Consider the following 23,060-nt stretch of genomic DNA (forward strand, 5'->3'; position numbering starts at 1 on the left):
CAAAGGACTTACTGATTATTGCACTAGTTGTGCAACGGCCACGGTCGTTTAAATGTACACTCTCTGCCGTCCATAATAAGGCGACTTTCATATCAAAGAGCGCCCCAAAAGAGTTCATTTTAGTGGTACAGAAAATCAAATTACGTTATATTGCTGACCTAGGGGTTTAAATGTAATTTGACGATGATTTTTGTTTTGTAAGGATTTCGAAGAATTAACAGAATCAGGATCTGCAATTCGATTGCTTCTAAAAGGCGGGGTGCGAGAAGATTTTCTTCAGAAGGTGTCAGGTACATCCAAGAACGGGCAGAGTATCCTAAGATGATTTCTGAACTACGAAAGGGCGATGTCATTCTGTTTGGCGAGTCGATTGTTTGGGCCAGGCAACATACGAACTAATTAGCTGATAATAGAATGGAAGGAGATGGGGGTTGATTTCAGACCTTTCAATTCAAGCCGTGAGACATTGCCAAGCTCAGGTTCGCCCATACCAAGATCACACAGGCCGAAAGCAATATCTTCATAGAACGGATCGATCTCGGATAGGAGCCAGGTCGCATTTCCCAGGAACAGCTTGACTACTGGTGGATGATCGTCTCCGCGGTCCTCCGTCACATCATAGTGATTGCGGATCATCTTGGCTTTGAGTTCGTCGGGTATGAGGCGTGACATGCCAATACTATAGTTGAAATAAACTGTTTATCAACAGATAATGTTAAACTGAAAAAACATAGACATTATGCGACATTCGGAGCCTCCCAGGTGGTTGGACTTAGATAGGTTGATCCTAAGCTTGAAAGGAAAATCGTTGCCTGAAATTACCACGATATTATTCAATGAAGGACGGTCGTTAGAAGCTTTCAGCTTTTCAGCGAAAGATCCTGCCAGTCAGAAGAAAGCTGATTTTGAATTTGTAACAGGCCAACTTCAATACGCTTTCGGCAAAAAAGAGGTCGTTAACCTTTCGACCCATTATGGGCTCGATAGATCTTACAGGGCTCTTTTGGAAGATCTTGTGGAAAGAGGTGAGATGCCAGAAAATTCACTTTCGCAGCTTAGATAATTGTACTTTTCCCTTTTTCAAAAACATTTGACCCAGGGCTTGCGTCGTATTTTCATCTTTATCATAAAATCTCTTCTCCAATCGTAAATCAAGCTAATCTCACAAAACGCTCCCAATTGAGATTTAAAGCACCGATATATCTTTCCTTTAAAGTGGTTGCTTGATGACTGGCAGGTGTGGTTTTTCAGGCTTATCTTGCTGCCATGAAATCGATTTTTCCCACCATCTATTCGACCCTTTCCCCGTATGCCCTGGCGGATTTACTCGATGAACGCTATTTACTGAAGACGATTCAATGTACCTTTCTGGTGCGTGGGGTGGGAGACACCTATTTGGTGGATTCCCTCCAGGGGCGCTTTATTCTTAGGATCTACCGCTCCACGCACCGAAGCCTGTCCCACGTCCAAGCGGAAGTGGCCTTGCTGATGGCTCTCAAGCAAGCTGGCGTTTCGGTGTCTTATCCCATTGCAGATCGGATGCAGGAGTCTATTCAACAACTGGACGCCGTGGAAGGATCACGCTATGCGGTGCTCTTTAGTTATGCCCCCGGCCAGCCCCCAAGAATACTGAACAAAAGCCAGCTATGCACGCTCGGCCATGAAATTGCGCGCTTTCACCAAGTGTCATCCACCATCGCATTGCCTGGAGAGCGCTGGACTTTTGATCTGGATAGCACTCTTTTCAAGCCATTGGAGCAGTTAAAATCCGCCTTTGTGACCGATCAAGAAAGTTATCTCTGGTTGCAGAAAGCTGCCAGACAAGTCGAGACGAAGATAGCCCAGGTAAACACGTCGGGTTTCCTGAGTGGCTATTGCCATTTTGACCTACTGCCGAAGAACATGCATTTCGACGGGGATTCGGTTACCTTATTTGATTTTGATTTTATGGGTTATGGCTGGTTGGTGCATGATCTGGTTTGCTTTTGGCAACACCTGGCCCTGGAGGTCTATGCGGGCCGGATGACGCAGCTAGCCTTTGAAGAGGCCTACGCAATTTTCCTGGAGAGCTATCAAAGCGGCCACCCAATCAGCGATCAGGAGTTAGCCTTGGTTCCTTACCTGAGTCTGGGCTTCTGGCTTTTTTACATGGGCTTTCACACCACCCATGACCAGTTTTACAGTTATCTTCAGCCGTCCCAGTTAAAGGGCTATACCGGCTTTTTACGGCATTTGGCGGTGGCTTATTGGGAATAGCGTATTTAATGTAGAGTGGGAGTAAGTGGGAAAAACTTGCTGATCCAGTCTGACTGTTGCCAAATTCTTATATTACCCTCCTTTGAGACAAGGCCTCCTGCTAATGTTTGCTGTGCTTAAAAATCTCTAGAAAAATGTCGCTCACTGCCAAGTATGTGCTGCTCTTGATCGGAATCACTTTTTCTCTTTCCACGAATGCTTGCGTATGCAGTCACTACAAGTTCATGGATAAGTATGTGCGGTCCGACTTCGTCGCTCGGGTTTCGATTGTAAAAAATTTCCCCAACCAGGGTGCGGCTCTGCACTACAGGTCTGAAATTAAAATAGAGCATCTGTTTAAAGGGAAAAACGTTAAGTCAATTCTCGTCGAAGGAAGCAGTGATGGTAAAAAGCGCACATCCTGCGATATCTTTTTTAAGGAAGGGACTAAATTGTTGGTCTACGCCCGGCTCGACAGCATCGGGCAATATATCTTCGACATGTGCTCAGGCTATCGAGTCCTCTCCAACCCGGCTGACAATGGTGAAATTCGTGAAGTAGAAATGCTAAATTTCTTGGATCGTCACAATATTAGAACCACCGATAAAACATTCTATAGCGCTGACTTGCATGATAAACTTCAACCAGTAAAGGGAATTAATACAATCCCTAATTTTGCGATCTATGAGATTACTTTTGCCAGCAATCTCCATGTTGATTCAGTGAGAACAGTCACTGGTTTCAATACTGAAATTGACAGTCGCCTTGCGGAAATTTTGCGGGGAGCTCGTTGGGTCAGCGACAGGATTCTCATTGATGGGAAGAAAAACGAGGTTCCACCTGGAAGTAAGTTGTTAATAGGATTTTACTATTATTCACCACAGGCAACAGATGCAAGATTTATTAGTGAGTGGGATCTCTGACATTGAAAGTGGATCAAGTAGAGGGAGTTTGCAATTTAAATGCCTGGTTGGTCTAAGCGATTAGGATTGCTGTTTAAACAATTCGGCGGCAGCGACTTCAGGATGACACACATTAACCTTCTATCGTGAGAATGATTCGAGACATTGGCGAAGCTTTTCGTTTGAATCAAACCAACTGATTTACCGAAGGTTAAACGGTTAACATCAACCATATATTCTTAAATCAGCATCCCTTATTGATGGTTCACCAATCAACTACTCTACCAGACATGGATAGAATTTGCCACATATTTCGTACGTTTCGTGAGGCGTTTGAAAGTATATTTGGCGGTATTATAAAATGAGTCATCGTTAAATAAAGAAATGGATTTGGCCTACTTTAAAAAGCTCCATCGAAAATACCAAGGACTACCGCTATCCAAGGAAGTTTGGCAAACCCCCGAATATGGCGCCTACATTAAAGCGAGCAATTCAGATACAATTCGTAGCAACTGGTACCTAAAACAGCTAGTCAAAGATGCCGGTATTAATCGCAGAAGATATTGCCGCGGAATGCTGGCTCTCTTTTGCCGGAATCTCCCTATAATACTAAGAAAGGTGTGCAGATTCAATTTCATAATGGCTTGCATTATATACAAGCTGTAACATCAATGACTGCAAAGTTGACGTCGCAGGGCAGTAATTTCGGAAAAATAGAATGTTCAGGCGGTCTTTGTGGTCAATCCATTAGTATCAGCAAACTAGCCGTCAAATATATAAAGGTGATTTATTCCTGCGAGGGCCAGAAGGCGACCGTGCAGATAAATAGAGAATCGGGCGATCCGGCCTGGAACATTTACCTGACATTTGAAGGCTACGGCAATGTCATCGCACAGCGTATCCTGAGATTGAGACCGTGGGTCTGACCCGCTTCGAGTACGACAACAATACTAATCCATTACGCTGACTCGATTCTTTCGGTGCCAACTGTTCGATCCTTAAGATGGCTTGCGTAATATATCTGATTTGACTAAATTTATGTCGTCGATTTTGCGTGAATATAGTTGGAAGCAAACTCGGATACCCAAAATTTAGGAGCTATATAATTTATTGATATCCAGTGTGTTAGTCTTGTGATTCTACTCCCTGCGTCTCCACCGATTGAAAAATCAAATCATTTAAAAGAGGCTGTCTTCTATGTTGAAAAACAAGTTTAGGATTGATTTTTACCCCACTTGTTGAAAATTTTGGCAGCACCATCTAACCTCCCGTTGAAATGTGTTAACCTGTAAGGTTACCGCATTTTAACGGGATTACTTATTTCTATAAACCACACTTCTCTTAGTGAACATCTTCTCATGAAGAGTCACAGTTTTGTTGTTATGCTCATAGATGCGGAACGCAAACTCAAAATAGTGAACAGTATTTCAACGTCACAGACAGCCTCAAGCGTTGGTCCGCACAATGGTTTAATAGTTTATGTCTTATTTACCTGATATTGCTTTTTATTTTTTAGACGAACCTAATCCGGTTCAACTGAGGTACTCCCTATTTTTAAGGCCAGCAGTTGGCTATGATTGATTAAAATTGAGCCCCTCCCAGGTTTTCAGACGGTTGAAAGTAGAGTTTCCGGTGTTTCTTGATGTAAATTAACAAATTCTTTCGGGGTCAAATCATTCAGCGCGCTGTGCGGCCTGAAATGGTTATATTCCCATCGAAAGTCCTCGATTTTTGCTCGGACATCGTCCAGGGATAAAAACCAATTGACGGAGAGGCATTCATCTCGTAACTTCCCGTTAAAAGATCGCTCCGGAGACCCGGTCAACATATGGGTTGTCTGTCGGTTTTCCAGGCCTTGAAAAGTCTAGCGTTACACCAATCGAATATGCCCATAAGTCCATTCCCTTGGAGATGAATTCGCTTCCATTATCACACTGAATTCGCTCTGGGAAGCATCCTTCGACGAGACAAATTTTGCTTAGTTCAGCAACAACATCTACCCCTTTTAAAGATTTCCCTGCCAGTAATCCGTGACAAATTTGCCGCCGGGCCGGGCCGTACAATTATCGACCACAGTTAACACCCGGAAACGCTCGCCGTTGAAAAGCGCATCCTGCACGAAATCCATGCCGCGGCGTCCGCTCCAGACTTTGTTGATTCCTTGAGTGCCCAGACGTTCCAGTCGATGTCCAGCGCTGCGGCTACGCCTGGGTCTCTTTGTCCGCAAATTCAACCCACAGGCCTTGTAAACACGATAAACACGCTTGAGATTATCGCCAAAACCTTCTCTTTTCAGCAGCACAAAGATCCGTCGGAACCCATACCTGACCCGTGTATTTGCGATTTCTTTCATCCGCATTGCCAGCAATGTGTCGTTGCGCCGGTGGCGCCTGTAATAATACATTGCCCTGACCAACTTCGGATTGATTGCAATTGCACAAAATATCCGAAAGAAAGTAGCCTAAGTGGCCACGTGTGTGCCCGCTAAAACCGATTTACCTCCAAGTCCGGACGTTTTAATCGAAATAAAGCAAAGTTTCTTTCGAAAATGCTTTTAAAGCAAAAAGACCGCCCCAGTTTAATCTGAGATGGCCTCTTTGCTTTTTCGTATTAAGCTAAGGCTGATTATAGTAAATATCCAAAGTGTCCTTCGCTGCACTGTATTCGCCATCAATCAGATTACCGGTGATAAGCGGAGTTTCAGCGGAGCCGGTTAATCTAAACCGAATGGATTTAACCCCGGCGTCAGATGTTGACTTAAAGAAGTAAACGCGGTTCTTCCTGTTCACCATATCCTGCTTGAAATTTGGCAGTTTAACAACGGCAGTGCCATTTCGTCTTATGACCAGCGAATCAGCTACGTTTCTTAGAGTTTGAATTGTATCACCCAGACTTACTTGGGAGCCGGACTTCGTGTTGACAATTTTAACAGCAGTACAAACATTACAGGGTGGAAACACCCGGTTAAATACTTCAAATTCATCCTTCCTGCATCCGTCGCAGCCTATGAGGCTGCCAAACAGCAGAAGGCTTAATCCGAGGCTCATTGATTTTGTTTTCATCTTTGAACGTGATTTAATCATCTTCTGAAACCATAAGTGGCGTTGAGGTAGGAACGATAGTTTAATGCGCTTCCAGTGAAATTGCCTAACACGTACCAGTTGTTGTCACTGCCATACCATCCCCAGTTAATGTGATATAGCGTAACCCAGGTTTCTATACATTGAGCATATGGATCTTCCGGTTCAACATAATGCTTCCATGTATCGACGCCATCGACAATCCAGATGTGAAATTGCAAAATATCATCAGTTCCTTTCGTTCCATCGATAATTGCTGGGTATCCCCAGGACAACTCGGATACTGCATGATTCTGATACGTATTCCAGTCAACTCTCGTACCTGAATTGGAATAACCCGCGCTGGCAAAGGCATCGTTAATGTTGTCTCGCCAGGTCAACGTGTTGCATCCTAAAAAATTGTAGTCGGAACTTGCCCAGCTACCAGCCAGCCATATCAACGCCGAAATCTGTTTGTCTTGCTCATTCGTGCTGTTACAGTTGACACTGAAAAGGTTATTAAAAGGATAGTTTAATGTTTGAGCACCTATTGCACTGCTACTGGGCAAGGACGCGGGCAGTCGCAAATTTGGAGCATTCCAGACCTGCGCAATTGCGATTGGCCCACAACCTGCTTGAGCCTTATTGCAATCGTCGTCTTCTGCACAGCTTCGGCTGGGACAATATTTGTTATACCCTCTTCCTTGTCCCCACTGCGTGCTCAAAATCGCAGGTACAAATGCCTCCCAATTATCGGGGCAATTGCGGCCAGGAGGCAGGTGTGGATCAGGTTCGCCAGATATCCTACCGGCTTTGACATCAGCTCGATTCTCGAAGTCCTTCCATAATGCATCAATGTCTTTTTCAGGCCTTTTAAGTTGCTTTTTTCCCTGATTCACCTGATCCATGACGTGGCTAATCCAGATTTGAACACCTGGATTATCTGTGTGGAAAGTACCTGAGTCTCCCATCGCTAATATCGGGGTCACTCGCCGGTCAGCGGCAACGATGACAAAGCCCCGATTTTCTTTACTTTCACCCTCGTATTCGATGATATGCATTAAATCGCTTCCGGCGTCGTCTTTGAGTGTCCTGGTTCGCTTTACTTTTCTAGGCCTTGTATCTGTTTTACTCGTTGCCCTTGACTTTCTCCTTGCAGCGGCATCATTGTTCAAGTCCAGATAGCTCTCAGCAATTTCAATCGCGCGCGGAATACCTACTTCTAACGGCTTGGTCGATTCAATGGTTGGAAAAGGGCTCGTTTTCTCTTGTTGACACTGAAAAATGGAGAAACTTAAGGCTGCCACTAAAACAGACTGTACTAATTTTTTTCTCATAGCTTGTAAGGATGGTAACAGTTGTCAATAACTTGATGATAGCGGCAATTATAACAAGCGGTTACATATGCTCAAAATAAACCTATTTAATTTGCGAAGTTTTTCGACGAATTAGTATTGGGCTACTACGAACGTTGTCTTTGGGAAGACGAAAATAACGGAGATAAAGTAGCAGAGGTGTCTAATTGCTGATGACGAAAAATCTGAGCGCGAAGACTTGGGGAAAATATCAATAAAATCCCCTTTATAATATTAATTCCACAATGCGCCGAGGCATTGATCAAGATTAGGGGACTGCGGCCGCATATGGTATTCCTTGACATCCTGAATTAATATGATTAGAGTATTACTAGCCGCTATTTCTTTGTTTTGCTTCATTATAGTGATGACGTTGTGATCTTTGTGTGGATGAACCGCCATATAAGGACAATTTCTGATTACATGTACTAGTTCTCTTCGGGCGATTGCCCGATGCTGCCTATGCCTTCTTGAAATCGTTGCTTTGCCTTCTGTATTTTGTCCGCCGTGTCGACAGAGTGCGATTTGTGAATGTCTTACCTCTTCACTAACTCATCAGATAGTTCTTGATAAAACTTGTGAAGTACATTCAGTTCCTCCTCAGTTGAGAAAGAATTGGGATGATGTAAGGTGTTCGATAGGTGCCTTTTTCGTAATACAGCCGATTGTCGAACGCCATTCTTACAAACTCATGTTTTTGAGGTAGTCGCTTTTAGATACAGCCTAGCTTTAAGAGTAAGTTTACTAATCTGTGTGGTTTTCTAATCTTTGTATTTGGACTGCTCAATGCCGGGGAATTTGGAGGCGTTTAAGTTTGCTCAAATCAATCGAGTCTGTAAGCATATTTTTGACCGTTTCCTGCGCCGATGAAGTATTCTCCGCTTGGAGTTCGGGTTTCACGAAGGGTGTCTGCTTTGCTGGATTTATTGCTGGCAAAGAACAAACTCGTCAGAATTACGGACATTAAAATTTTTTTACTTTTCATTTAAGTGGCTGTTTTTTTTGTAGTTAGAAATACATAATTCATATTATGCAAGTAAAAATTTGGGTCAATGGCTTGTAATTTTCAGCCAAATCGCCGGAAACTTTTGTTGAAAAAACACCTTATACAGGTAAATACACGGAACTCAGACCAAAAACGCAGTCTGAGTTGCCGGTTTTGGAAATTGCACAGTTGACTGTGAAAAAAAGCGCTATGGATTACGGATAGGATTAGAAACTACAAGCAATTGGCTCGCATGATTAATTTGCACATCGATCTTCAAATGCGATGTAGATGCTTCGTGAGGTTCCGGTGTGGTTTCGTATCATCACCAAATTCAGCGGATGATTTATTGAAACTTCGGCCAATAGACAAAGCCAGGATTATGGAAATGACCCCAGTTGCAGCCCAAAATGTATCCGTAAGGGCAGTATAATAAAGACCACCCGACCATGCATTAAAGATCCAGTCACCTGTTACAAATCCATTGACAAGCGGGACAAGAACTGAAAATAGCCCGCCAACAAGCAGGTAAAACCAAGTCATTAGGAATTCCGTTTTCAACATTAACCCCGCTATACTTAGCGCGAGCCACGATACAAAAAACACAGTCCTGACTAGAAAAACGTGGTTTTCAACGTTTGGCATGAGTAATTCTGCAATGAACAGAATGGCTGTGGCCGGGAAAAGACCGAATGAAATGGCAAGATACCACATGGTGACCCTGTGATGGAACTGCTTTTGTTTGTCCGTGTAGCTTTTTTTATTCCTAGCCTCTTTCCAGAGCAAGACACCGCTAATGATAACGAAACAGGTAAACAGAGCTAAAAGAAAATAGATTGCCTTCAAAGCAAGCCCTCCGAAAGTTGCGAAATGCAGTCGGGATATTCCGAATAATACAGATTCAGCGTAAGTCTTTTTGCCTGGTAATTTGTCGGAGATCAATTTTCCATCTTTCAGCCTTACCGCCACTGAGCCGTCACCCGCGAAAGTTTTGCTGTTTTCCAGCGAAGCCGAAACAATACCGTCTTCCCGGTCATAATGTTTGATCTGCAGGTAATGCAAATCTAATTCCGGATTTTTACTTTTTACTTTTTCAAGAATGCCGGTAACCCCTAAATTCTTAGTGGTAACGGGCGATGTTTCACTCACTTCCATGGCGCGCTCTGAAAAGATATCATTGATCGCTTTCTCCTGATTGCCGTCGTAGAACACCATTACGACAGGAAGCAAAACCAAAAATGACAACATATAGTAAGCCCCGGTAATCGCATACATCAGCTGGAAAGGCAGTCCCAGTAAACCAAACACCGTGTGCGCATTGGTCCAGATATTTTTCAATGATCCTTTGAGCGAAAAGCCGTGAAATTTGGTAAGCATATTTTGCCAATGGATCATTACACCCGTAATCACCGCGAAAGCAAAGAACAGAGCTACAAAGCCGGAAAGATACCTGCCTATAAACGGGATCTGGTCGAAAAAATGCAACCGGTATAACGTTTCTCCAACCGTGGTTTTTTCATCCTTGACGAATTCACCGGTCGCCGGAAAATAGGTCGTGTAGTAATGCTGCTCAGGTTTGCCTTTGGGTACAGTTAAATGCCCGTAAATCTTGACCAGAGGTCTTTCCGCGGATTCTGTGACGATGGTAATATCTTCTGAAAAATCAAATCGGGGGTTGGATTTTTTCAGGCTGCTTAGCATTTGATCATAGTCAACCGGGTGTACCAATGTTTGCCGTGCTGCCGGATTTTCCCATTGGTAAAATTCATCTTTAAAGAGCGTAAACGCGCCGGCAAAGAATATTACGTACAGCGCAAAGCTGATCACGATGCCCGAAACCGTGTGAGTGTTAAAGGTAATGTTGTAGAGTCGCGGAGATAAACCTTTAAGTTTCATCATTATTTTAGAAGATATATTCCTGCTGCGCAAAAAATAATCGAAAGAAGATATATGCCCCAGACGATCCAGCCACTGCGCATCAGAAATGCGATGATCATGAGTGCTGTCCAAAGTAAAAAAACCGAAAACGCACCGGTAAGAATGATTTCCATGCGATAGGGAAGTGCGACGGCCAGAAGCATGTGAACGGCCACAGCAAGAAAATAGCCGCCGAAAAGTCCAGCCGTGGTTTTGAGGGCACGCTGGCCCCGGTTTGTCAGATATTCCTTTTTAGCTGGCATCGAAGATCAGTTGTATCAGTAATAAAACGTGTAGGATTACGGCCACTCCATAAAAATAAAATTTACCCAACACCGCAAAAAGCTCGACCATGCCCATCGCTAACGTACAGGCGGCCAATGCAAGTAAAAGCCCTCCAGCGCAGCCATCAGTTCGCACGTACAACAATGATCCGGCTATCGTAAAAATTAATCCAACAAACCGGGCGTAACGAAATGGCGGGCTGAACAGAAAGTCAGGATAATATTTAGACCTGGAATAGTACAAGTACATTCCTAGAAAGATGAAATAGAATTGAGGCATAGAGATTTTTTTCAAATATTAAGATTATTTAAACTAAATACAAATAAGTGAATTACATTTGAGAAAAATTCCGCAAATGATCCGCTTATGAGAATATTTTCCCTCCTCTTTATGTTGTTGCTTGTTGATGAAATTGGATATGGCCAGGGATTTGCCTTTTCCGGAACAGTCAAAAACGAAGATGGCAACGTTTTGCCTTTTGTCTCTATCTCTTTGAATAATACGAAATATGAAACTGCGTCAGGAGCAGATGGGACATTCCGGCTCTTAGATATTCCCGCCGGTGATTACAAGCTCGTTGTAAGCCACGTGGGTTTTAAAACGTTTGAAAAAGACATCAAAATCATGGGCCATAACCGGGTCGAAGATGTTGTTCTGATCGCTGATATTAAAGATCTCGATGAGGTTTTGGTAAAAACCGAGAAGCAAAGCCGCGTGCAGGAAACGAAGCCGATCACGATCAGCAGCGTGGAGATCAAGAATGTGGTGAGCCAGAATGTACTGATCACAGACATTATCGACCGGCTTTCGGGTGTCCGGATCCGGCGTTCCAGCTCACTCGGCGAGCCTTCGGATATTTCGATCAACGGTTTACGTGGCAATGCGGTGCGGGTCTACATCGACGGCCTTCCGATGGAATTCATTTATCCCAACTTCGATATTTCGACGTTGCCGATCGGAAACCTGAAACGGATCGATGTTTATAAAGGCGTATTGCCGGTCGACGTTGGTACTGATGCGTTAGGCGGGGGCATTAACCTGGTAACCGAGCAGAAATCGTACAATTCGCTTCGCGCTTCTTACAATGTCGGCTCTTACAATACGCATCTGGGCGATTTTGCATTGGGGCTTGCCAACAAAAAAAATTACTTCCTGAATGTTACAGGCGCTGTTAATTACTCCGATAATAGTTACAGAATGGATGCCAGGATTTTTGAAAATGGCAATCGTATCGAACGCATCAAGCGCTTCCACGACCAGTATAGGATCTTTTTTGGCGGGATAACCATCGGTGCCCACAGTAAGCCCTGGGCCGACGAACTGAAACTTTCGGTGAACGTTTCGGGCGGAAACAAAGAATTGCAAAACGGTGCTAGGGTAAGCGGGACTGCTTTCGGGGAGGCCAAGTACAAGGCCGAAAACCTGACGGCAGTTTTAAAATATGAAAAGTCATTATGGAAAGAACGTGCGCTGTTTTCCGCAGCTGCTAATTACAGCAGTCAGACTTTGAATTATGTGGACACGACCAAGAATGTGTACAGCTGGAGTGGAAAAGTGATTGGCAGAAAGGAGAGCCCGGGCGAATATTACGAGGCCAATTCGGATACTTACATTCATGGCTGGATCAACCGGAGCAGTTTTACCTTTAAAATAAGCCAGGACCACAAGCTGCTTTTTTCGAATTTATATGCCAAACAAAAGCTGACCGGCATCGATTATCTGGAAGCCGATCCCATGGAGGATTACCTGCGCATTCCTCAGTTTCTGACCAAAAATGTGGCCGGAGCTCAGTATGAGGGCTTGTTTCTAAATAGACTGACCTTTTCGGCAGCCATTAAAAGGTACGATTATATTCTGGATGGGGCAGAGAATAACACATTTGAGCTGGTTAAAAAAAAGGATGGCATCTGGGGCTGGAATACGGCATTGAAATATGACATAGCCGAAGGTATTTTTACCCGCGCATCTTTTGAAAAAGGTTACCTAATCCCGCAGTTTGCCCAGTTCGTAGGCAATGGAGCTGATATCGTCCGCAATACGGACCTGTTGCCTGAAAGCAGCGATAACCTCAATATTGGTGTTGTAATGAGCAAGCCGGTCAGCAAGATTATAAATATTGCTACGAACATTAACGGGTTTTACCGGAGCCAGCACGATATTATTTTCATAGGAAATGGCGTGATCAGGAGATACGACAATGCGGATCAGGTGCGGACTTTGGGTGTGGAGGGCGACGTGGCACTGACCTTCAAAAATGCATTCAGCCTGAAAACGAACCTGACTTTCCTGCGCAAGACTTTCACGAAAATGAAGCTGGCGGAAAGTCAGTTCCTGGTCGGCACCGACTTTCCAAACAACCCCAGTTTTTATGGGAACTCGGAGTTATCATGGCAAAAACCGGGATTATTGACAACCGATGACCGTTTCCGGGCTTACCTGTTCTACAACTACATCACCCCGTTTAACCACATCACCGTCGGCAAAGGCAACAGTATCAAAAATACGCCGGAAGCTTACGTGCCCGTTCAGCATCGCCTGGATGCGGGTTTCTCCTATAAGTTCGCAAAACGCGGCCTGATCGCTTCCCTGAATGTCATTAATGTATTCAATGCCAAGCTTTTTGATAACTACCTGGTGCCACGCGCGGGGACGAATTTCAATGTAAAGCTCATTTACGAGATTTCAAGCTTTTAAAGGGAATGCGTCTGGCAAAAGCTTAGAGCAAAAAGCTTGTTGCCAAACGCCGCCCACAACAACTTTCCAACAAAATCCAATCCCCAATGAAAACATCCAATCTATTACTATCCATTTTTTTTGCAGCCGTGCTGATTTCATGCAGCAGTGATGATGAACCCGAGTCCGGACCAGAATCGCTTTATCAGGAAGAAGGATTTTTGTTGTCCAGCATTTCGCAATCGACGGCGGGATATAGCTATTACGCCGGTTTTTTTTCGCAGCAACCTTCCGGTGATGTCGATCTGACCAAGAACACGGCTTACAATACCTTCATGGCAAGAACTTCGTATAAGAATTTTATTTATGGGATTTCGCTGGATGGAGATAATAAGTTGTCCAAGCAGGCAATCTTGAAATCTTCCGGCGCCGTGGTGGAAGTAGCAAGCATTCCCTTGCTGGAATATTTGCAGGCTGTGCTGATCATCAATGAAAACCTGGGTATTTACTCGACCAGTGGAAACAGGGCACTGTTCCTTTTTAACCCGGCCACCATGGAAAACCTGGGGCAGATCGATATGTCGAAAGCCAAAAATTTTCCTGAGAACGACAGAAATGTTTACGCACATCTATCTTATCGCCCCAACGACAACAAGCTATTCGCCTCGCTTTTAACAAACAGCAGCAAAACCGGCCAGTTTTACGACGCACAGGATGTTTATGTGGAAGTGGTGGACCTGACGACCAGAAAATGGGAGAATACAGCTGTTTTTAAACAAGCCACTTATCCGGTTTCCCGCGGGCTGGAACATAGCGTTGTGGATGAAGCGGGCAACGTTTACATCAGTACGCAGGGTCAGTATGGGCTGGACGGGCAACTTGGGCCAAATGCTGCGAAAAGGTCCAGACCGCAGATTTTGAAAATTCCAGCCGGTAAAACGGACTTTGACTCCACTTATGCTTTTAACCCGATCAATGCGGTAGGACAGCAAAGTTCTATGTTCCAATTGCTTTTGGGCACTACCTATGATGCGAATGGAATCGCTTACGCCTGCATTTCCGCAGCGTCGTATCCTCCGAGATTATTGGAACTGATCGGTAAGCTAGCAGTCAATTCAATTACGGCGGCAGAATATGCGGAATTGTCGGACCTGGCATTTTACAGTCCCGTACAGCGCTGGGTGAAGCTGGATCTGAATGCACAAACTGCGACGGTGATTGCTGATTTACCCCTGACGGCAGCTTACAGTTATCCCAGCACGCACAAATACGACGGCAAGTTTTACCTTCCGGTTTACAATGCCAGTATGAATTTGAATGGTTACTACAAATATGATCCGGCAACAGGAAAATCAGAAAAAATGGTGAATGTTACCGCTGGTGGATTGATAACGGACCTGGTAAGGCTAACGAAATAGGAGTGGATGCAATGATAAAAATACTGCCCTGAATAGCGGAGTCATACGCCCTTTGCTCAGGGTAAAAACGATATTTTAATAATGAATTTTTAGTCTAAATATAAGATGATACGAATTTTAATTTTATTTCTTCTGATTTTTTCGCTGCATGCACATGCACAAAATGGTACCATTAAGGGCACCGTGAATACTTCCGACGGGCAGCCCGCCGAATTTGTAAATATTGTTCTGGAAAAAACGGCCAAGGGAACGGTCGTAAACGAAGCGGGACATTACCAGATCAATAAAGTACCCGCCGGAACCTACACGCTTACCGCAAGTTTTACCGGACTTCTAACGCAAAAGAGTACGGTAACGGTGGCGGCCGGAGATACCAGCTCCGTGAATTTTACTTTGGCCGAAGACAACCTGCAACTACAGGAGGTTGTTGTAAGCGGAAATGTTAAGTTGGTAAACAAGGAAACGGAGTATGTGGCGCGGATGCCTTTGAAAAATCTTGAAAATCCGCAGGTCTATCATGTGGTGGGGAAAGATCTGATGAAAGAACAAATGATGACCGATGTGAAAGATGTCTTTCGGGCCGCGGCCGGTGTTGCACCTACTGAATATGTTACCGGAAGTTTTGCGGTTGTATTTAGAGGGTTTACCAACTTCGATTATGCAAGAAATGGACTGGCGACTTCGGTTTACCGGTCGGGGACAGAAATCGCAAACCTTGAACGCGTCGAGCTGATCAAAGGCCCGTCAGGTACGCTATTTGGTGCGCAGGTGGCAACTTTTGGCGGGGCAATGAATCTGGTTACCAAAAAGCCCTATGCCGGTTTCGGTGGCGAAGTGGGGTATGGCATGGGAAGTTTTGATTTAAGCAGGGCCACTGTTGATATAAACACGCCGCTTAGTAAGGAAAAAACCGTGCTGCTCAGATTCAATGCCGTCGACCATCAGCAAAACAGTTCAAATGAATATGGTAAAAATAAAAGGTTCATGATTAGTCCGAGCCTTTCGTTTCAGGCCAGCGATCGCCTATCCTTCCTGTTTGATTTTGAATTTTTTAAAAGTAACGCGACTCGTCTGGCTTATACACTGCTTTTTGCGGACGAAGTACCATTTAAATCCACTAAAGATATTCCACTGGGTTTTAAAAAATCCTTCTTTCAGAATGATTTGCTTAGTGATGCGCAGGCCACGAAATACTTTGGGCAGGCCAAATATCAGATCAGTGCAAACTGGACATCCACCACAGGTATATCGCATGTAAATGAATTCTTGAATCATAGTTATCAGCCGTATGTGAATTGGATCAGTGCGGATACGGCCGTTACGAGTATCAGACATTTTGGCCCGAGAGAAAGAACGTATGCCAATGTCCAGCAGAATTTCAACGGTAGTTTTAATACCGGCAGATTTCATCACAATTTGCTGATCGGCGCAAGCTATGAGTACAATGATGAAAGTCTGACGTACAGCGTCGTGGCTCTTGATAAGATAAATGTTAATGAGCCCTTTGAAAGATCAGGCCTAAGCAGAGTGAATAGTATTTTGGCAGATCCTTCCACCACTGCATCGCACGACGCATATGGAGGAAATGCTTTTGGCATATATGTTTCTGATGTAATTAACTGGACAGATCGGTTATCAACAATGCTGAGCCTTCGCTTTGATCGATTTGAGCAGACCTATGAAGCCGGTTTTGTGCAGCCATCTCTTTCTCCCAAGTTGGGAATTGTTTATCAGGTAGTAAAGGATCAGGTGTCGCTGTTTGGAAATTTCATGAACGGGTTTCTGAACCAAGGACCCATTGAGCAGCCCAATGGTAGTTTGTTTAAACCAAATCCGGTTTTTGCCAATCAGTTGGAAGGTGGCATAAAAGCAGAGTTGCCGGGTAATAAATTGGGTGGAAGCATCAGTTATTATCATATCGGTATTGACAATGCTTTACGTACCGATGATGCACAATATAGTTTTCAAGACGGCAAACAGGTAAGCAAAGGGGTTGAGCTTGAACTTACTGCTAACCCCGTATCCGGCCTGAATATAGTAGCCGGATATGGCTTTAATGAAAACAAATTTACTAAGGCTGATTTATACGAGGGAAAATTCCAAACCCAGGCCCCGCAACATATTGTCAATTACTGGCTCAGCTACCGATTGCCGTTCCAAAACCTGAAAGGTATTGGACTTGGTTTTGGAGGGAACTATGTGAGCGATTCGTACTTTAATTCCAGCAATACTTACGTGATTCCATCCTACCAAACGATTAATGCGACCGTTTTTTATCAAAAGGAAAAGTGGAAGCTTGGTTTCAAACTAAACAATATAACAAATGTGAAGTATTGGGACTCGGTAGGAAATGCGCAATTTACCAGAAACTTTGTGACTAGCTTTTCGTTCAAATTTTGAAATCATTGGTGTCCTCGCAAGTAGTTTTAACAATTGTGTCTTAGGAGATGGGTGACGAAACTATAAAAAGGGCACCGGCTTTGCATTTTTTTTTCGATGTCCTCTGAAATTCCTCAGGCTATCAGGTCTGTTTTCAGGAGCTCTTAAGTGTTTCCAAAATAAAAGGCTCCACAAAAAGACTATTATGCTCAATATTTCTATAAAAACTGTCCAAAGTATTATCCTAACCAGTAATGCGGGTACAGGTTGCCGAGGTGAAAGTAATCTAGATGTGTAACGTACGCTCTCTGAACAATCCCGGATGGTGTCAGCTGTTGAAATTTTACTGAACTGATTCTGGTTTATAAGTGTGAACATACTGGAGTGCAGTTCTATATTCGGATGTGGGATTTGTCCAGAAATAGCCGGGTACTTTTAATGATCATTACAAAGTGCTGCTGCCTGATACCGCCTGGAGATTCAGCCAGACTACGCCGCGCATTCCAATACAGGGATTTTCATAGGGCGCGGTACCTGAATATGGCAAAGGAAGAGTGTCCGTTTTTGGCGAAGCTGCTATGTTTTGCTCCCAATTAAAAGGGCCGGACAAGATACCGTTCGGACTCAAATCGCCCGACGCGGACCAGAATTTAGCGTTTTTGACAGCACCCCACAAGGGTTAGGACTACCCATAGTCAGTTGGCCTCATTACAGATAATGCCATGAGGCGCGGGAAACGCGCCAAAGCAAGGGTTGGGAGGGCCTTCGACCGCCTCTATTACACTGCGTGGTCCGACTAAAGAAAAGTTTGACGGTTTTAAACCCGTAAAAAATCTCCCTGGGGAACCATGTACCGCACATACATTTGGTTGACACTGATGTGACCCACAGGCACAAAACTTCCCAGCTGCGCTTTGCCCGGGAACATATCCAGATCGCATCTTCAACCCTTGGAGGATGGACCAAAGAAGCGCTGATGAAGCTGGAACCTCTTTATGAGCAACTGGTCTTTGATATGAAATCGAAGGGCTATTGGCTGGTGGATGAAAGTCCTATTAAAGTACTGGAAAGTGACAAGAAAGGCGCTTGCCATCAGGGACACTGTCGCCGGGCACCCCCGTGGGTCTACCACAGCCCTTTGGATGGTGTCCTTCTCTTTGATTACCAGCCGACAAGAGGCTCAGCAGGAGCGAAATCGATGTTGGAAAGCTTCAAGGGCTATCCACAGACGGGTATGCGGTTTACGAAAAGCATGGAAAACGGAAAGATGTTATCCATCTGGCTTGCTGCGCAAATGCGCGACGGGACCGCGGCGGCGGACCGCTTTGAACGGGCCCTGGATAATGACAAAACCAGAGCGCAAAAAGCACTATCGATGATCCAGCAACTGTACGCTGTGGAGCGGAAAGCCCGCCAACTGATGCCGGATGCTGCTGAAATCAAAGAGCTGCAGCTGACAGAATCCCTTCCAGTTATCAACGAGCTCGGCAAATGGATCCTTGAACAAATTAAAAGTACGCTCCCCAAAAAGCCAGATCGGAAAGGCGATGCAGTACAGTTATGGTCGCTGGGACGCACTCAGTGGCTACCTTTATGACGGAAGTCTGCTACAATTTGCTGAAAAACGCACTGCTAAACATCTCCACAATCAATCATAAAATATCACCGATCTGTTTCCGCAAAACATTAACAAAGCTCGCCAATTAACAAATATGTAGTTGATAGGCCGGATACGCGGCAACGATCTTCTTTTTATGACTTTTTCGCGTTAAAATGAGGAAATATCTTCATGGAGCTAGTATAAGATACTGAAATTATCGCTTCAGGTCACAGTTGTCATTCTTATTCAACGGATTTTGTGGAGTCTAACGATTTCAGGACGACACAATTCAGGAGGTTGAAAGGAATCATCACTCATACATAAGAGACCCAAGATGAGCGCGATGGATTTGCAAAAGTTTTTAGATGCGCAGCAAAGTGACTATGATGCAGCATTAATCGAGATCAAAAATGGTAGAAAGCGAGGCCATTGGATGTGGTACATCTTTCCGCAGATCAAAGGGTTAGGGCTGAGCAGCACTGCTAACTATTTCGCGATCGAAAATCTCGATCACGCGAGGCGGTATCTCGAACACCCGGTGTTGGGAAAGAGGCTGATCGAAATATCCGGGGCAATGTTGGCGGTAGAGGGGAAATCGGCATACCATATCTTGGGAAGCCCTGACGATCTTAAACTGCGGTCGAGCATGACGTTATTCAGTTTGCTGCCTGAAACGGATCCTGTGTTTCAGGCGGTGCTGAACAAGTATTATGAGGGGAAGGTTGATTTGCGGACTTTCGCATTGGTTGGAAAGTGATCTAAGGGTCTATAGCCGGAAAAACGCGGTAAGCAGTCCCGCACATGTGCACGGGACGTGCTTGATATCCTATTCCTGGCTCAGGCTCCAAGCCGCAAAAGAGGCCTCCAATTCTTCCTGCGTTTCGGGTAACTGAATTTTCAAAGAGTGATCAACACGCGCCTGCACGCTTTCGACAATGGGTTTGAACACTTTGTTATAATTCGCAAAAGCAGTCTGATGATCGTCATGCGCATGTAGTTGCTTGGCCAGCAAGGTCGCACCCTGCATCGCCAGACTAGTGCCCATACCCGTGAAAAAGCTTGGCGCATAGGCCGCATCACCGATCAATGCGACACGTCCTATGGTCCAGCTAGGCATACGGATTTGACAGGCTTCGTCGAAATAGAGCTCGTCAGCGCGTACCATCGCTTCGAGAATCTGCGGGATCTTCCAATTGTTGTTACCGCCAAAATATTCTTTTAAGATTTGCCTGGGGCGTTCGCGGTCCCGGTAATTCCATTCCAGTTTGGGGGCCCGGAACACCAGGATGGTGTTCACGCCATTTTGAAATTCAAAGATCACCGCCTGTTTCCCGAGCTCCCGATACACAATACCAGTCGACCCGGGCCTGCCTGTTTTAATCTCTTCGGTGGCGGCAAATCCAAAATACACGCCAAGAAATTTCTTAAAGGCTTCCTCCGGCCCCAAAGCGAGCTTTCTCACTGTCGAATGCGTACCATCTGCTCCGAAGACCAGATCGTAAGTTTGGCGCTGCCCTGTTTCAAAGGTCACCTGAACATGATCTTCCTGCTGGACCAATGTGGCTATGCTGCTGCCGAACATGATCTTCACTTCATCTTTTGGAATCGCATCATAAATGATCTTCACCAATACACCGCGGTGTATCTCGAGATCGCCCAGATATTCCGGTAAAGCATTAATGGCAAATTTGACCAGGGTTTGATCCTGGGCATCCACAATCTCATCGGTGTGAATATATTCATTGGACTTAATCTGATCGTAAATCCCCATTTCACGGGCGATTTTCAATGCCTCTCCCCGAACATCAATGGGTGAGCCGCCTGTTCTCAGCTCCTTCCCCAATTCTATCACGGTTACTTCGTATCCAAACTTATTCAGCCAGTAGGCCAGCGTTAATCCTGCAAAGCTGGCTCCGGAAATCAGCACTCGTTTTTTCATGGTTTTCTGTTTGTTTTTATCAGATACTATCTTGAACACTGCAAAACTACTCGTAGCTTTACGGTTAAAATATTCGATAAGCGAGTTTTTTTAGTCGAGAAATGAACATTCAGCCAGGCGGACAGGAAGGTAGTGACATTGGGCAGTTTATGAATAAGCTGGGTTTGATCTTGGAGAATGTGTTGCAGCATTTTCAGGTGATCTATTTCAAAGGATTCACCTTTTTGCCCGACATGGCCATTCATTTCGGATCATTTTTTGTGACAGAGGACTTTACCCGTGTAACCGGTGAGTCGGATTTGACTGACGGTATCGGTTTCGTATTTCACAACATATTTGCAGACGATGAGGACGGCGGAACAGCTATGTCCGGGTTAAACGCGCCGATTGAGGCGCCTTACGTTCGGATTTTCCCTTACGCGATCCACCAAACATTACATTTCAAAAAGAACACGCGGGTATCGCACGTTTCCATCAGTGTCAGTGCCGGGTATTTAAGGAGCTTTTTAAAGGAAGAGGCTGAACACTTCGGGTACCTTTTCGATAGCGCCAGTAATTTTTGGATTGAGGAACTGATGACCGACGACATTTTGCGAACCGTAAACGACCTGGTCAAGCGGGAGGGGCCGGGCGTGATGACAGGTTTTTATTACAAGATGAAAGCGACAGAATTGCTTTATCATCTGTTCACTAGTTTGAAGAAGCGAGGAAGCGCCGCTGTTCTGGAACTGCATGCCAAGGACATCCACGCTGTGTATCAGGTCAGGGATAGGATTGTTTCCTCACTTAGCCAGCCCGGCACCATCGCAGAATGGAAGCAGATCGCTGGCATGAACGAGCTAAAATTGCGCAAAATATTCACGCAAGTATTTGGAATGGGTATTTATGAGTACTATCAACATGTACGAATGAAAGAAGCCGCGCGGCTTCTGCGGGAAGAGAGGATATCTGTGTCAGAAGTAGGCTATCAACTGGGCTTTGAGAATCTGGGCCATTTTACGAAAATATTCGAAAGGCACATCGGCAAGAAGCCGAAGCAATACAGTAGTGAAGTGAGATCGTAATGACCGCCAGTGCGGCTGATAGTGTCCGTTCGACCAAGTAAATTCGGAGGAAATACCTCCGGTAGACTCTTGTATTTACCTTTGTTTTTCAAAATGTATCTTCTTCAATTTCCGAATATTCATACCCTGGGACAAACGGCTGGCAAGGTACAAAGTGTCACCAACAACATGAATCGCAGCTGCATGTCGATTGTAGGTAACAGAGCTATCTGCTGTTAGCCTCTGGACATCGTGATAGATTAAGGAATCACCTACAACGTTCCATGTTATCGGATCAATGGATATACTGGGGATACGATATTCCACGTCAACAGATGCTGCCCATGACTTCCTCATGTATCCAGAACCAGAAGGATCGAAGGAAAAAATAACTCGCGTAACTTGAGGAGCAGTAGACAACAGTCCGCTGATAACATCCTCGCTAAAAGTTGTTTCATTAAGAAAGTCCTTGTCCGCAATTGAAACGAACGAACCCGATGATAAAAAATTTTCGAGTTTGCCAGGTCGTGGCGCAACCCACGATTTTGGAAGAATCTCAAAAGATGCTTTCTTCAACCTGTACTGATACCTAGCGTGAGTTAAAATTAAACTGTCCCCAAACTCCTGTACAAGGTATCCTTGCGGTTCTAGTGTCTTTTCACCAATAATGCCACCAGCCATATATAGGCTATCCCCAGATCGTTGCCACCTAAAGTCAGTCGTGAAAATCGTATTCCAAAATCTCTTTTCCCTAATCATTGCGCCAACCCCTTGCTGTTCAAAAAGAAATGCTGTTTTCTGATCACTTAGTTTTCCTCCAACGATAATAATTCCTGAGTAAATCGAGCTACTCCTCTTGGGTAAGGCGTATTGGTCTGTGTCGGGATTGGCTAAGGTGTCATTATTTTCTCGTCTGCTGTCTCTGCAACCGGTTAAAAGAAAGCCACTTGTGAGAATAAAGAGCAAAATTCCTTTCATATTACAAACAGAATAACTTAGACAGTGAAGGGTATAGCTAAATGCAGAATTGCAAAATCCAATATAGACAATAATGTTACAAACACTGTAGATGATGTGGATTACACGAGGGAAATTTATTTCTGCTGAGGATCAGGTGATGGTCATAAATACTGGAATTCACTTACAGCTGATCGCGGTGAAGAAAGCGTTTGTGGATGGAGTGGTTAGGTGGTCTTTGATGTTATTCGTGCCAAGGCAGACTTTGTCGACCGGCGGGACAGCGAATATGTGTTGGCGTATGGACTCCTGA

21 protein-coding genes are annotated in these 23,060 nt (G+C 44.7%); 10 read left to right on the top strand and 11 right to left on the bottom strand.

The window, feature by feature from the left end; translation table 11 throughout:
* Positions 1 to 399: 399 nt before the first annotated feature.
* Entirely contained in the window at positions 400 to 672 is a 273-nt protein-coding gene (locus tag LZD49_RS33695; protein ID WP_234672818.1) for a DUF2958 domain-containing protein, read from the bottom strand.
* Between the two features lie 121 nt (positions 673 to 793).
* Between LZD49_RS33695 and LZD49_RS33700 the strand changes: the two genes are divergently transcribed.
* The 4 genes from LZD49_RS33700 (at position 794) to LZD49_RS33715 (ending at position 4,063) form a co-directional block, all read left to right on the top strand.
* Entirely contained in the window at positions 794 to 1,063 is a 270-nt protein-coding gene (locus LZD49_RS33700) for a hypothetical protein (protein WP_234672820.1), read from the top strand.
* 203 nt (positions 1,064 to 1,266) lie between these two features.
* A complete protein-coding gene (locus LZD49_RS33705; RefSeq protein ID WP_234672822.1) occupies positions 1,267 to 2,256 on the top strand; it encodes a phosphotransferase enzyme family protein in 990 nt (329 codons plus the stop codon).
* A gap of 134 nt (positions 2,257 to 2,390) precedes the next feature.
* Positions 2,391 to 3,158, top strand: coding sequence for a hypothetical protein (locus tag LZD49_RS33710; RefSeq protein WP_234672824.1), 768 nt, complete (start codon positions 2,391 to 2,393; stop codon positions 3,156 to 3,158).
* Between the two features lie 650 nt (positions 3,159 to 3,808).
* Entirely contained in the window at positions 3,809 to 4,063 is a 255-nt protein-coding gene (locus LZD49_RS33715) for a hypothetical protein (protein WP_234672826.1), read from the top strand.
* A 680-nt stretch (positions 4,064 to 4,743) separates the two neighbouring features.
* Here LZD49_RS33715 and LZD49_RS36225 read toward each other — a convergent pair.
* The 8 genes from LZD49_RS36225 to LZD49_RS33745 form a co-directional block, all read right to left on the bottom strand.
* Positions 4,744 to 4,965 carry a transposase gene (locus LZD49_RS36225; RefSeq protein WP_409021375.1) on the bottom strand — a complete coding sequence of 74 codons (222 nt, stop codon included), beginning with the start codon at positions 4,963 to 4,965 and terminating at the stop codon, positions 4,744 to 4,746.
* A complete protein-coding gene (locus LZD49_RS36230) occupies positions 4,934 to 5,200 on the bottom strand; it encodes a DDE-type integrase/transposase/recombinase (protein ID WP_409021376.1) in 267 nt (88 codons plus the stop codon). Before LZD49_RS36230 ends, LZD49_RS36225 begins: the two co-directional genes overlap by 32 nt.
* Positions 5,143 to 5,541, bottom strand: coding sequence for an IS3 family transposase (locus LZD49_RS36235; RefSeq protein ID WP_409021377.1), 399 nt, complete (start codon positions 5,539 to 5,541; stop codon positions 5,143 to 5,145). The genes LZD49_RS36230 and LZD49_RS36235 overlap by 58 nt, the downstream gene beginning before the upstream one ends.
* 211 nt (positions 5,542 to 5,752) lie before the next feature.
* Positions 5,753 to 6,199 carry a hypothetical protein gene (locus tag LZD49_RS33725; protein WP_234672827.1) on the bottom strand — a complete coding sequence of 149 codons (447 nt, stop codon included), beginning with the start codon at positions 6,197 to 6,199 and terminating at the stop codon, positions 5,753 to 5,755.
* A 17-nt stretch (positions 6,200 to 6,216) separates the two neighbouring features.
* On the bottom strand, positions 6,217 to 7,533 hold the full coding sequence (locus LZD49_RS33730) for a C10 family peptidase (RefSeq protein WP_234672829.1): 1,317 nt from the start codon (positions 7,531 to 7,533) through the stop codon (positions 6,217 to 6,219).
* Between the two features lie 841 nt (positions 7,534 to 8,374).
* Positions 8,375 to 8,536 carry a hypothetical protein gene (locus LZD49_RS33735; RefSeq protein WP_234672831.1) on the bottom strand — a complete coding sequence of 54 codons (162 nt, stop codon included), beginning with the start codon at positions 8,534 to 8,536 and terminating at the stop codon, positions 8,375 to 8,377.
* A gap of 276 nt (positions 8,537 to 8,812) precedes the next feature.
* Positions 8,813 to 10,435 (bottom strand): PepSY domain-containing protein, encoded by a 1,623-nt coding sequence (locus tag LZD49_RS33740; protein WP_234672833.1) that lies wholly within the window; start codon positions 10,433 to 10,435, stop codon positions 8,813 to 8,815.
* Positions 10,435 to 10,716, bottom strand: a complete 282-nt coding sequence (locus LZD49_RS33745; RefSeq protein WP_234672834.1) for a hypothetical protein — start codon at positions 10,714 to 10,716, stop codon at positions 10,435 to 10,437. Before LZD49_RS33745 ends, LZD49_RS33740 begins: the two co-directional genes overlap by 1 nt.
* Positions 10,717 to 11,104: 388 nt before the next feature.
* Here LZD49_RS33745 and LZD49_RS33750 point away from each other — a divergent pair, with 388 nt between their 5' ends.
* The 5 genes from LZD49_RS33750 (at position 11,105) to LZD49_RS33770 (ending at position 19,565) form a co-directional block, all read left to right on the top strand.
* Entirely contained in the window at positions 11,105 to 13,432 is a 2,328-nt protein-coding gene (locus tag LZD49_RS33750) for a TonB-dependent receptor (RefSeq protein ID WP_234672836.1), read from the top strand.
* Positions 13,433 to 13,518: 86 nt separating this feature from the next.
* On the top strand, positions 13,519 to 14,829 hold the full coding sequence (locus LZD49_RS33755; protein ID WP_234672838.1) for a hypothetical protein: 1,311 nt from the start codon (positions 13,519 to 13,521) through the stop codon (positions 14,827 to 14,829).
* A 105-nt stretch (positions 14,830 to 14,934) separates the two neighbouring features.
* Positions 14,935 to 17,229 (top strand): TonB-dependent receptor, encoded by a 2,295-nt coding sequence (locus LZD49_RS33760; RefSeq protein WP_234672840.1) that lies wholly within the window; start codon positions 14,935 to 14,937, stop codon positions 17,227 to 17,229.
* 844 nt (positions 17,230 to 18,073) lie between these two features.
* On the top strand, positions 18,074 to 18,805 hold the full coding sequence (locus LZD49_RS33765; RefSeq protein ID WP_234672842.1) for an IS66 family transposase: 732 nt from the start codon (positions 18,074 to 18,076) through the stop codon (positions 18,803 to 18,805).
* 337 nt (positions 18,806 to 19,142) lie between these two features.
* Positions 19,143 to 19,565 (top strand): DUF1810 domain-containing protein, encoded by a 423-nt coding sequence (locus tag LZD49_RS33770; protein WP_234672843.1) that lies wholly within the window; start codon positions 19,143 to 19,145, stop codon positions 19,563 to 19,565.
* 69 nt (positions 19,566 to 19,634) lie between these two features.
* Here LZD49_RS33770 and LZD49_RS33775 read toward each other — a convergent pair whose 3' ends face one another.
* Positions 19,635 to 20,786, bottom strand: a complete 1,152-nt coding sequence (locus LZD49_RS33775) for an FAD-dependent monooxygenase (protein WP_409021378.1) — start codon at positions 20,784 to 20,786, stop codon at positions 19,635 to 19,637.
* Positions 20,787 to 20,848: 62 nt separating this feature from the next.
* Here LZD49_RS33775 and LZD49_RS33780 point away from each other — a divergent pair, with 62 nt between their 5' ends.
* Positions 20,849 to 21,811 carry an AraC family transcriptional regulator gene (locus LZD49_RS33780; protein ID WP_234672847.1) on the top strand — a complete coding sequence of 321 codons (963 nt, stop codon included), beginning with the start codon at positions 20,849 to 20,851 and terminating at the stop codon, positions 21,809 to 21,811.
* A gap of 75 nt (positions 21,812 to 21,886) precedes the next feature.
* Here the strand turns inward: LZD49_RS33780 and LZD49_RS33785 are convergent, their stop codons facing one another.
* Positions 21,887 to 22,768, bottom strand: a complete 882-nt coding sequence (locus LZD49_RS33785; protein WP_234672849.1) for a hypothetical protein — start codon at positions 22,766 to 22,768, stop codon at positions 21,887 to 21,889.
* Positions 22,769 to 23,060 lie beyond the last annotated feature (292 nt).

This window comes from Dyadobacter sp. CY261, from assembly GCF_021440085.1.
Lineage (GTDB): Bacteria > Bacteroidota > Bacteroidia > Cytophagales > Spirosomataceae > Dyadobacter.